The 10,033-nt window shown below is 62.0% G+C and carries 12 protein-coding genes; 9 read left to right on the forward strand and 3 right to left on the reverse strand.

Annotated elements, in window-relative coordinates:
* The 6 genes from GSQ76_RS15695 to GSQ76_RS15720 all read left to right on the forward strand — a co-directional run bounded on the left by GSQ76_RS15695 (position 1) and on the right by GSQ76_RS15720 (position 5,469).
* Positions 1-633 carry an ArdC family protein gene (locus GSQ76_RS15695; protein WP_254070435.1) on the forward strand — a complete coding sequence of 211 codons (633 nt, stop codon included), beginning with the start codon at positions 1-3 and terminating at the stop codon, positions 631-633.
* A 322-nt stretch (positions 634-955) separates the two neighbouring features.
* The gene (locus GSQ76_RS15700; RefSeq protein ID WP_335904904.1) at positions 956-3,142 is read left to right on the forward strand and encodes an exonuclease domain-containing protein; all 2,187 of its coding nucleotides are present in this window, start codon (positions 956-958) and stop codon (positions 3,140-3,142) included.
* Positions 3,143-3,436: 294 nt separating this feature from the next.
* Positions 3,437-3,901, forward strand: a complete 465-nt coding sequence (ssb, locus tag GSQ76_RS15705; RefSeq protein ID WP_158744930.1) for a single-stranded DNA-binding protein — start codon at positions 3,437-3,439, stop codon at positions 3,899-3,901.
* 511 nt (positions 3,902-4,412) lie between these two features.
* Positions 4,413-4,697 carry a hypothetical protein gene (locus tag GSQ76_RS15710; protein WP_158744931.1) on the forward strand — a complete coding sequence of 95 codons (285 nt, stop codon included), beginning with the start codon at positions 4,413-4,415 and terminating at the stop codon, positions 4,695-4,697.
* A 39-nt stretch (positions 4,698-4,736) separates the two neighbouring features.
* Positions 4,737-4,949 (forward strand): antitoxin VbhA family protein, encoded by a 213-nt coding sequence (locus GSQ76_RS15715; protein ID WP_158744933.1) that lies wholly within the window; start codon positions 4,737-4,739, stop codon positions 4,947-4,949.
* Complete coding sequence (locus GSQ76_RS15720) at positions 4,942-5,469, forward strand: hypothetical protein (RefSeq protein ID WP_158744935.1); 528 nt, start codon at positions 4,942-4,944, stop codon at positions 5,467-5,469. Before GSQ76_RS15715 ends, GSQ76_RS15720 begins: the two co-directional genes overlap by 8 nt.
* A gap of 249 nt (positions 5,470-5,718) precedes the next feature.
* Here GSQ76_RS15720 and GSQ76_RS32700 read toward each other — a convergent pair whose 3' ends face one another.
* The 3 genes from GSQ76_RS32700 to GSQ76_RS15735 form a co-directional block, all read right to left on the reverse strand.
* A complete protein-coding gene (locus GSQ76_RS32700; RefSeq protein WP_158744976.1) occupies positions 5,719-6,093 on the reverse strand; it encodes an SOS response-associated peptidase family protein in 375 nt (124 codons plus the stop codon).
* The gene (locus GSQ76_RS15730; RefSeq protein ID WP_158744937.1) at positions 6,024-6,299 is read right to left on the reverse strand and encodes a hypothetical protein; all 276 of its coding nucleotides are present in this window, start codon (positions 6,297-6,299) and stop codon (positions 6,024-6,026) included. Before GSQ76_RS15730 ends, GSQ76_RS32700 begins: the two co-directional genes overlap by 70 nt.
* Positions 6,300-6,488: 189 nt before the next feature.
* Positions 6,489-6,746: a hypothetical protein gene (locus GSQ76_RS15735; protein WP_158744939.1), complete on the reverse strand. Its 258-nt coding sequence runs from the start codon at positions 6,744-6,746 to the stop codon at positions 6,489-6,491.
* 1,069 nt (positions 6,747-7,815) lie between these two features.
* Here GSQ76_RS15735 and GSQ76_RS15740 point away from each other — a divergent pair.
* The 3 genes from GSQ76_RS15740 (at position 7,816) to GSQ76_RS32705 (ending at position 9,353) form a co-directional block, all read left to right on the forward strand.
* On the forward strand, positions 7,816-8,004 hold the full coding sequence (locus tag GSQ76_RS15740; protein ID WP_158744941.1) for a hypothetical protein: 189 nt from the start codon (positions 7,816-7,818) through the stop codon (positions 8,002-8,004).
* 291 nt (positions 8,005-8,295) lie between these two features.
* Positions 8,296-9,138 carry a non-homologous end-joining DNA ligase gene (gene ligD / locus GSQ76_RS15745; protein ID WP_158744942.1) on the forward strand — a complete coding sequence of 281 codons (843 nt, stop codon included), beginning with the start codon at positions 8,296-8,298 and terminating at the stop codon, positions 9,136-9,138.
* Entirely contained in the window at positions 9,135-9,353 is a 219-nt protein-coding gene (locus GSQ76_RS32705) for a hypothetical protein (RefSeq protein ID WP_408836721.1), read from the forward strand. The genes ligD and GSQ76_RS32705 overlap by 4 nt, the downstream gene beginning before the upstream one ends.
* The last annotated feature ends 680 nt before the right edge of the window (positions 9,354-10,033 follow it).

Consider the following 10,033-nt stretch of genomic DNA (forward strand, 5'->3'; position numbering starts at 1 on the left):
GTGGAAGATCGTGACGCAGCGCCCGACGCGGATGATCGCACAAAAGCGATCCCAATGCTCCGGGCTTACACTGTTTTCAACGGCTCACAGATCGATGGCATCCCGGACTACGTCGCACCCGACGTCAAGGCTGCACCGTGGCGCCGGCCAGAGGCAGCTGATATCATTCTGACCAATAGCAAGGCCATCATCCGGATCGGCGGCGATCGGGCGTTCTACAGTCCCTCGCTCGACTTCATCCAATTACCGGACCCCGCCTCGTTCGAAAGCCCATATGCGTTTTCAAGCACTGCCCTGCACGAGGCATCACATTGGTCCGGCCACAAAAGCCGCCTGGACCGGGATTTGACGGGTCGATTTGGCTCAGCCGCCTACGCTCAGGAAGAACTTCGCGCCGAACTGGCATCGGTTTTCCTGGGAAAGATCCTGGATCTACCCTGTGACATCCCGAACCACGCGGATTATCTTGCGTCTTGGATCATCAAGCTGAAGGAAGACAAGCGCGAGATCTTCCGAGCCGCCTCGGACGCTCAACGTATCGCCGACTACCTGTTGGCCTTTCATCCGGACTATGCCGACCATTCAAACGCCGACCTCGGGAGTGACGCGACTGACACCGCTTTGGCAGCATAGTGTCCCGTCAGGCACCGTCGGACGGGTGATGGACCGAACACTCTGACGGCAACCCGCTCATTGTCGAGGTCTAAGATCTGCCAGACCTCGTCGATATGCGATAACACTGCTTCTCGCAAGCCAGTATCTGCCCTACTTGTCGTGCAAAGCTGATCGTCTCGACGCGCATTGATGCGGCGTCTCCGATCCACACGGTACCCTCGTGCGGGTGCGCCTCGGTGGCTGCGCGCGCATCGTCTGCCTCCGACTATCGGTCACTAAGCCAGACGCCGTCGCAGGCAGCTTGACAATCCGCAGCGGATGCGAGAACATACCAAGAACCATGTCGACCCCGCAGCTCCCTCTGTATTACTACCATGACCATTTCCGGGAGATGATCGCCACCGTCGTAAAGCACTACGATCACATCGTTGATGCCGGCCACCGGGCGTTCATTCAGCGGCTTGATGCCCTCTCGCGAGATGCGCAGTGCTTGTTCGTCCGGATGGCCAACCGCCGGGGACAAGTATTCCATCGCAAGAGCCTAAGCTATGCGGAAATCGATACGGCCGCCGCCATCGAAGAGCTTTTCTTGGAAGGCTTTGTTCGTGTCATTGACGCTGGCGATTACCCGAGTTTGCTTTCCGGCCTGGATAAGGCTGCGCTCCTCGGCTTAGCGCGTCAGTTGGATGTGAGTGCAGTTCGCTCATCCCGGCCAAAGGCCCACCTGATCGACTTGCTGTTGTCATCTGCCTCCTTTGAGCAAGTGCAAAGCAGCCTCGACCTCGACGGTTATCTCGTGCGAGGCCACGGGGAAACGCTCGATTTTCTGCTCTATCTCTATTTCGGCAAGGCTCACCGCGACCTAAAGAGTTTTGCCCTGCGTGATTTAGGGATCGTCGCAGTCAATGGTCGGGAGGCCACGGGGGCTCGTTTCGCAGACGCGGCAGAGGCTCAGGCGTGTTTTCTTTACAGCCGGCTGTCCGCTAGCCTTGCCACGTCTGTGGCGTTCGAGACCGCGCGTGCCACCCTGCTCGACGGCTTATCACCACCAACGGCTTACGCCACATTGTTACATGACCGGCTGGCACTACAAGTTGGCCTTCATCTCAAAAAGGGCGGCCAGGTCGACGATGCGATCGCCGTTTATCGAACAGCGGATGATCTCGATTGTAACGCGCGCCGCGTACGTCTGCTGCATGCCGCAGGGCACCTGGATCAGTGTCGTGTCGTCCTTGAGCGCCTGATCGACGATCCTGGTAGTGATGCCGAATATGATTTCGCCACGGAGTTTTATGCTCGCAAGTTCGAGCGGCGGAGACTTGGTGCTTGCACGGCTCTGCTCCGCGAGAGTCAAAGCATTCAAATCGACGAGGCTTATCGCACCCTCCCCGAGGAAGGGGCAGCGGGATGGTTCGGCCGCGAGGGCTGGACACCTTACTGGACGGAAAGCAGCGTTTGGCTGGCTCTGTTCGGGCTGATATTTTGGGAGGAGCTGTTCGGGGCGCAGGCCGAGCTGCATAGCGGTTTTGACCGCCTACCGCGCTGCCTCGCCGACCGGAGCTTCCACAAAACCTACGCGGATACCGTTGCCGCCCGGCTTGATCTCGTCCGCGGTGGCAGCGCTGCGGGTTTGATCGACGCGACCATCGAACAGCAAAGGGGTGCAGTGAACGGGCTGGTCAGCTGGCAGTCTATCGACGACGGCGCGGTTCAGTCGCTGGCTAGCCATTCGCCGCCCGCGGCGCTGGCGGCTATGCTTGAGATGATGTGCGGTGACTTTCACTCCTTCACCGATGGATTTCCCGACTTGATGCTCACGCGGTCGGATTCAATTTCGGCCGATGCATTCCAATCTGATTTGACGGAGCAGAAGACGATCCGCTTCGTCGAGGTCAAGGCAGAAGGTGACGTCGTACGGCGCAATCAGCTGACGCGCTTGCGCCAGCTGCAACGTGCCGGCTTTGCCGCGACGATTTGTCGCGTCACTTACCGATACGATCCCGAGCAGACCTACGTTGTGGTTGATGTCGAGACGACGGGCAGTCGCGCCGGCATTGGCCGGGTGATTGAAATCGGAGCCGTCAAGCTGCGCAATCATGAGATCGTCGATGAATGGCATTCACTCATCGACCCAGAGCGGCACATTCCGAGCTTCATTACCGGCCTGACTGGCATCGATGACGGCATGGTAACCGATGCGCCGAAATTTCGCGAGATCGCCGCCGATCTCGCTGCATTCATGACCAACTCAGTCTTCGCGGCCCACAGCGTGAACTTCGACTATGGCTTCATCGCAAGCGAGTTCAGGCGCGTGAACATGCCCTTTCGCTTACCTAAGTTCTGCACCTGCGCTGGCATGCGGCGCCATCAGCCGGGCCAGTCTTCCTATAGTCTTGGCGCGCTATGCGAGGCCTTCAATATCCCGCTCGAGCGACATCACCGTGCTTTGGACGATGCCCACGCCGCCGCCCAACTGCTGTGCCTGATCAACCGCCGTCGCGAAGACTACGACTTGGCAGCCGCGTGATGGCCACTAAGCGGGCTTACCCTAATGAGCATGAGATGGTTGAGGTCAGATTTGGTTTAAGCGTCGCCTGATGCCTGCCGTCCTCTCTGTCGTTGCTGCGGCTTGAACCCACCGCACGTTCTGGAAAACGGGCGGGTCCTCGCCATGCTCGCTGTGCTGCGCGTGGCTCTGGTCCAACGCTAGCGCGTTCCGTTGTCCCTCTCGTTCGGCTGGTTCTCAGGGGCCGCACACGAGAGGACGTCGACGGCATCAACCGAACGCCTTCTCTCGATGGAAAATAGAGAGAATATGAAAATGGCCGGTTCCGTCAACAAAGTGATCTTGGTCGGAAATCTTGGGAAGGATCCCGAGATTCGCAATTCGCAGGCTGGCGACAAGATTGTCAGCTTCATACTCGCGACGAGCGAGACCTGGAATGACAAGGCGTCCGGAGAGCGCAAGGAGCGCACCGAGTGGCACCGCGTCGTCGTTTTCAACAGCCAGATCGCGGACGTCTGCGAACGCTTTTTGAAGAAGGGCGCGAAGGTCTACGTCGAAGGTCAGCTGCAGACGCGAAAGTGGACCGACCAAGGGGGCGTTGAACGCTATTCGACCGAGGTGGTGCTTGCCCGCTTCAAGGGCGAGATGACGATGCTGTCAAGCGCAACCGGCGGCGGTCGCCAGGCCGGCATGGTGGAGGGCAGCACAGGCGGTGGATACCTGCCGCGCACTGGGAGCGATCTTGACGACGATATCCCGTTCGCCCCGCAGGTGCTCTGACCAGAACCCGCCAACGACCCGCATAGCGTGCGGGTCGTCACCCCCATTCTCGACCGGAGAACGCCGATGACCGGCCCGATGATCAATCGCCTTGGGTGCCTCGCGAGCGTCCACGCGTGGCGACGTGAGGCAACCGCGATCCGTGAATTGGCGGAACGTAACCATCTCCCTGAATCTCGTCGGCAGTTGCTCCTGAGGGAAGCAGATGCGGCGGACTGCCAAGCAGATTATTGGCTTGGCGCGGCCATGACATCCTAAGTCGACGCGAACGAGTAAACGCCGTTCGCGCCGAAGTACAACACGCAAGTTACTGAACATAGGTCTAGTCACTACATCTTTCTTGATCCGCCACCTGTACATTGAGGTCGAGTATTGGTATAGTAATCGCTTATGCCTTCCTAAGGAAGGAATGATGAACTCGTCAAACAGACCACATCGTAAGGGCGCCTTGCCCGGACCGCGCCGCCGGCGCGTGGCCATTCCGAGTGCGGTACAACCGGAGACGTCTCTTATGCGCACCTTCCAAATCCGTCTTGTAGAATGCACGACCCATCAGGGGTCCGCCGACTTCGCTGTTCATGCTGAAACTCCCGCAGCCGCCGCGGCCATCGTCGCTGAAGCGCATGGGGCAGCCCAAGCACGTGGCACCAACATGGTGACGCTCCCAGATGGTCAGACGCAAGTCGTCGAGGCCGAGAGCGTTGTTGCCCGCGAAAGAGCCTTCCTGCTACTCGACGACGCCGGGGTGGAAGTCTGTGACATCCCGGTGATCGATGCACCAAGCCGCCCACAGTAAGCCGCTTCTCCGGTATAAAGGCTCTCAAGGAGGGATCGCATGAACCAAACTAAGCAACAAGGTCGGCCCTTGTCCGCCGGGGAACGTGCTCGTCGGAAAAAGGCGATCGATTACGCCCGCGGCAGCGTAAGACTTGAGGGGTTCGTTCTGGACGACGCTGCAGAAGCTCTCTTCGCTTGCTACGTCCAGGGCGAGATCGATCGTCGTGAACTCGATGCAGCCGTCGCCGGGTTGGCCGCTTCCTATGGCTGATGATCGGCGGGAAGCACTCCTTGTCGCGAACCGCCTCTCGCAGCTCGCGGAATCTCCGATCCGCGGCGGATTTGACTTGTCCCATCTCCAAGCGGTCTACGCCCACATCTTTCAGGATCTGCCGCACCATCGACCGGGCGAACTGCGCGGCGATCCCCCTGGCTGGAGCAAGTTTCGTGCCCTCGGAAATCAGGTTAGCGTGCACGAAGTTCACTATGCCCACGATAATATTGGACCGCGCGCAGACGCCATGTTGCGCGACCTCGGCGAGCCGACCGGCATCGCCTCTCTTCCGCCGGAGGCCGTACCCGCGCGACTGGCGCGCCTCTATGGGGACCTCGACTTTGTGCATTCGTTCCACGAAAAAACAGCAGGACGCTTCGGGAGTTTACGCGCTCGCTGGCCGATGCGGCCGACTACGAACTCAATTGGTCATCGACCAATGTCACGGCCGCCGAGCGCAATCGCCTTTACGTGGCCCGCGACATCGCCGTTCTCGAACGTGCCTTTCCGGGCCTGACGCCTCAACGCGGTATGGAGACCAATGATCGCGCTGAGTTTGAAGCCTTGCTCGCGCTGCCCGCGCTTCGCCGGGTTCCGCCAGAGGGGTCAACAGATCCGGCCCATTGTTCCGCACCGCGGCACCGCGGCACCGCGTTGACGGCGGTGCTGATCGGCCAGAGCCGCAGAACCTCATAATCGGCTGGACGCAGCAGAGCGGACACGTCGCCCTCGGCTTCACCGAGCCAGAGCGGCCAGTCCCCCTGCTTCAGGATGCAGGCATCCGGTCGTGCACACTCAGCATGTCCCGGTCACTTGACGTGGTGAGAAGGCAGAACGTCCGCGTCACCTCTCCGCTTGCCCACTTGAAACCCTCCCACAGCCCGGCCAGGGCGAGCGGCGAGCCGCCTGCCCGCGCGATGGCGAAGGGCTGCTTGAGCTGACCCTCCGGGCGCCCCCAATCGTAGAACACCTCCGCCGGGACGATGGCCCATCGCTTGGCGAGCGCGCCTCGGAAGCTGAGAAGTTGTGTAACCGTTTCCGACCGCGCGTTGATGATTGGCGGTTCGATCCCTAGATCGGATTGCAGGTTGGCGGATTTGTCAGCCCAGCCGCCAACAAGCCGCCACCATTGATGACGCAGGCATAGTGGCGGCCGTTCCTCAGGGTGGCGGTGTAGTAGGTATTCGTCGCGTCACCATGACGGCCGGAGATCGTCACCCCGTCAGGGCTGGTACCGATGATCCCGGCGGTGTTGTCCGCAATTCGATCATCCGAAAGCATTGCTGACTGACAGCCACTAAGCAGCAAGAGGCCAGCCAGCGCAGCAAGGAGTTTCTTATTCGTCATGTGATTTCCTATCGTTCTGTGGCAAACCGCGCCAACACGCCTTGCAGAAGGCCGACGTAAGCGAAGAGGAGGACGAAAACTCTACTGAGAATGCCAAGCGCCGCGCCACCCACTAAATATGAAGCCCCGTCTTGCTTCGTAGCGCGCTCAAAGGTCTGTATGAACTTGTCATGCCGCGCAGAGGCAGCGTTAGGCGCTCTTTCGACCGGGAAAGAACAACGCCTCGGCTTCCGCCTGCAGATCAAACGGGACCCAGGTTGCTCCAAGCTTGGCGAGATCGACAGCACGGCTGACGCCTTCCGCCTCTTCGCTCCGTACATGGGCCTCCACGAGGAGATGCGCGGCTGTCTCCGTCAGACGTAGGGCACGCTCCTCCATTGGCTGAAGCCAATATCCACCATGGATTTGGGCATCGACGACCCGCTGCTTTGCATCGGTCGCCGCCAAGGTCGCGGCTTGCCGCGCGGCAAGCCGCGGTGGCCCGCAAGACGAAACACGCCAATACGGCGTCCAGACCGGCATGGCGCAGAGCTCCCGGTTCTGGCCTCACGTGATTTGCGATGTGGTCCGCCGCCACCGCGTCGGCCGCGTGACGCGGGTCATAGTCAGGCATGCTCAACCCGAAGCTCTCGACCAGAAGCAAGACTTCGCGGACATCAGGGGTGATGTCCCGCAGCAAGTCCATCGTTGGGGGCGCCCTGCGCTCGACGGGAAAGCGGACGACATTCGTCGTCCCGACCATCAATTCAATTCGCATCGTCACCTCCTCTGTCTACGTTGGAAAGTCTAGACGCTCCCACTGCCCGGGGCAAGCTAAATAGTTGAAAAGACTAGACACTATGGCGCAACGCAAGTAACTGTCAGTGGCCCAAACCGCTACGAAACTGCTGCAGCGGGGCTTGGGTGCGCCTTGGATGGTATCCATTCGCGCCGAGATGCGCCGCATACTCGGCATCGAGCACGCCTCGGCCGTGGGCGAGCTGCGCCAAGTCGAGATTGCCACCCCAGTTTACTTCTAGCAAAACTGGCCCGTGCCCCGGATCACGCGCTCGATCACGCCCGTTTCGATATCCATTTGTGAGCGGCCAAATTGACTTGGGTTGGGGCGAACGAACACCCATTCGGACGAAGTTTAAAGCAATCGTCGTGACGGGCGTCTCCCAGCGCGGGGACCGGGCTCTATTCCGCTGCGCTCCACGGAGGCAGCTGCGCCGTCTCCGCCGTTCGGTAACGATCCCATGACGTCGGGCGGCGCTCTCGCGCGTGACCGCGCGCATTCGATAGTCCGACGCAGAAGAAACCGCCCATGGCTGACGTCTGCGGACAGTCACCTCCCCTAAAACGGGACGAGCGAAAATCTATCATCGCGAGGGCTACGGCACCGCGGCAGCGTCAACAACCCGGCAAGCCGGGTGCTCCACGCTGTTGCGCCCCTGCGGGTGCAGACCCTGCCTTTTACGGCGCCGTCTTTAGCCCGTGCGATTTTCGCACATCCCATTTCAGGAGAGTTTTCATCATGACCGCATCCAAAATCATCCGCGCCATGCTCGTTCACCTGCGCCGGACTATTGAACGCACCTTCCATCGGGTCACCGTCGCCAGCGCAACCGTCACCATCAGCCTACCACCCTTCATCAAGCTGGAAATCAAAACCGAACCACGGCAGGCGAAGCCGGCTCACCGCCGCCGTCGCCAAGTGGCCTGACGGCCATGGCCGGGCTCGCCCACAGCGAGCCCGGCTATGCCTACGGCATGAAGTCACCTCTTCGAAATCCCGCCCGCGCACGCCAGGATGGCATCCGGATCGACACCTACGCTATCTAAGCTGCTTACGCGGCGTAGCTGATCCGACGACTCCGAGTCGTCGGCCACACGAAATGGAAACTTGGTCAAGTTCAGCCATTTAGCGCCTATGCTCCGCGCCCTGCCCGCCCTGGCCCATAAGACCCGAACCGTCCGCCGCCCTGTCGCTGACGCTCCGATCGCGGCGGGAGCCGTGCGCGGACCGTTGCCGGCAACCCAGGCGCCCCAACTCGCCACCGCGGCCGATGCCCCTCCTGCCGGCTCGGCATGGATCTCAGAGCTCAAGCTGGATGGCTACCGCCTTCTGGTCTGGATCGACCAGGGCCGCGTCCGCCTCGTTACGCGCAACGGGCATGACTGGACGGCGCGCATGCCCCGTCTCGCCGCGCGCTTCGCCGCCTTTGGCGTTCAGACCGCCCTTCTCGACGGCGAGCTCGTCGCCCTCCGGCAAGACGGAACGCCTCACTTCCACGATCTGCAGGCCGCTTTGTCGGCAGGCAAAGACGGGCGGCTTTTCTATTACGCATTCGACCTTATCCACCTCGACGGGTGGGACCTGCGCGGCTGCGCGCTCAGCGGCCGCAAGCGGGTGCTCGAGGCACTCACCGGCTGGGGCGAGCACCTCCGCTATGCCGCTCATATCGATGGCGACGCCGCCGGCCTCCATCAGGAGGCCCATCGGCTCAAGCTGGAGGGCATCATCTGCAAACGCGCCGACGCGCCCTATCGGCCTGGTCGGAGCGCCTCCTGGCTCAAGATCAAATGCCTCGGCCGCGAAGAATTCGTCGTGCTCGGCTGGACGCCGCCCGGCGGTTCCCGCCGCGGCATCGGCGGCCTCGTCCTCGGGTTCCACGATCCGGACGGTCACCTCCATTTCGCCGGCGTCGTCGGAACGGGCTTCTCCCATCAGGACCTGCCACCTTCCGCGAGCACTTCGACGCCGTGCCTGCGGCTCGGCCAGCCTCGTTGCTCGTCGTCGGCGAAGCGCCCGACCGCGCCATCCGCTGGGTCACGCCCGTGCTGGTCGCCGAGGTGAACTTTACCGCCTGGTCAGGTGAAGGTCGCGTCCGCCATCCTGTCTTCCTCGGCCTCCGCGAGGACAAAGTCGCCCGCGACGTCGTCATGGCCGTGCCTGATCCGGAAGCAAGCCGGAATGCGTTCAAGCCGCGGGGCACGGCGAGCGACGGACCCTCGCGGTCGCGGTGGAACGGTGCAGTCCCCCCACGGCGCCGAACGACCGCAGACGCCTGACGATCTGCCCGCGATGCGTGTCGGATGCGTTGGCATGGGCGCCGCAGCGAACCAACCCCCATTCTGCTGGGAGGTCGGCAAGGCCGCTGCCCGGTGTGTCTCGCCCAATGCCCTCTTGTCCTGCCTGGAGGAGCGGCACGTCGGGGGTAGCCGGGCCTCTCCGCCATCCTCTCGTCCACGTTGGCAGTGGCAGAGGCAGCCTCCTCGGCGATAACCGGTCGAGTAAGCCGGCCCATCACGGCAAATCCTGCGGCGCGGCGGCACTGCCCGGTCCAACCCGCCCATCCTGCCAGAGTCCTCGCCGCGAACGCCGTCGGGCACGCTGGCGAGCTCAGCCGGGGTGCCCGTCTCAGACAGTCCGGCCCCTGCGTCAGCTACGCGGGACGTGCCGACGATCCACGGCACGGCGGTGGCCCTTTCAAGGTTGTGGTCCCCGGCGAGCACCAGGTGCTCCAGCACAGCGCCAGTCCGCATGCTGGTGTCGGCGGGAGGGCCAATGGGCTCCGAGGTTGGGCCAGGCCGCCGGCCATAGTTGGGCGAGTTCCAACGTGTGGGTTGGATGGGCGAATCAGTGCAGGCGGCAGCTTCAGCGGCATAGCGGGCCTCGCTGGCCATGACGTATCTCGACCGCCTTCACCCACGGTGCGCCGGTCAGCCCTGGTCCGGCTCACCACTCGAGT

Origin of the sequence: Acidisphaera sp. L21 (assembly GCF_009765685.1) — a bacterium.
In the GTDB taxonomy this organism is placed as follows: Bacteria; Pseudomonadota; Alphaproteobacteria; order Acetobacterales; family Acetobacteraceae; genus LMUY01.

Bases quoted from the DNA above. Each gene is read 5' to 3' on its own strand.
- GSQ76_RS15700 (WP_335904904.1), top strand. From the start codon at position 956: ATGTCGACCCCGCAGCTCCCTCTGTATTACTACCATGACCATTTCCGG.
- ssb (WP_158744930.1), top strand. From the start codon at position 3,437: ATGGCCGGTTCCGTCAACAAAGTGATCTTGGTCGGAAATCTTGGGAAG.
- GSQ76_RS15710 (WP_158744931.1), top strand. From the start codon at position 4,413: ATGCGCACCTTCCAAATCCGTCTTGTAGAATGCACGACCCATCAGGGG.
- GSQ76_RS15715 (WP_158744933.1), top strand. From the start codon at position 4,737: ATGAACCAAACTAAGCAACAAGGTCGGCCCTTGTCCGCCGGGGAACGT.
- GSQ76_RS15720 (WP_158744935.1), top strand. From the start codon at position 4,942: ATGGCTGATGATCGGCGGGAAGCACTCCTTGTCGCGAACCGCCTCTCG.
- GSQ76_RS15730 (WP_158744937.1), bottom strand. From the start codon at position 6,299: ATGACGAATAAGAAACTCCTTGCTGCGCTGGCTGGCCTCTTGCTGCTT.
- GSQ76_RS15740 (WP_158744941.1), top strand. From the start codon at position 7,816: ATGACCGCATCCAAAATCATCCGCGCCATGCTCGTTCACCTGCGCCGG.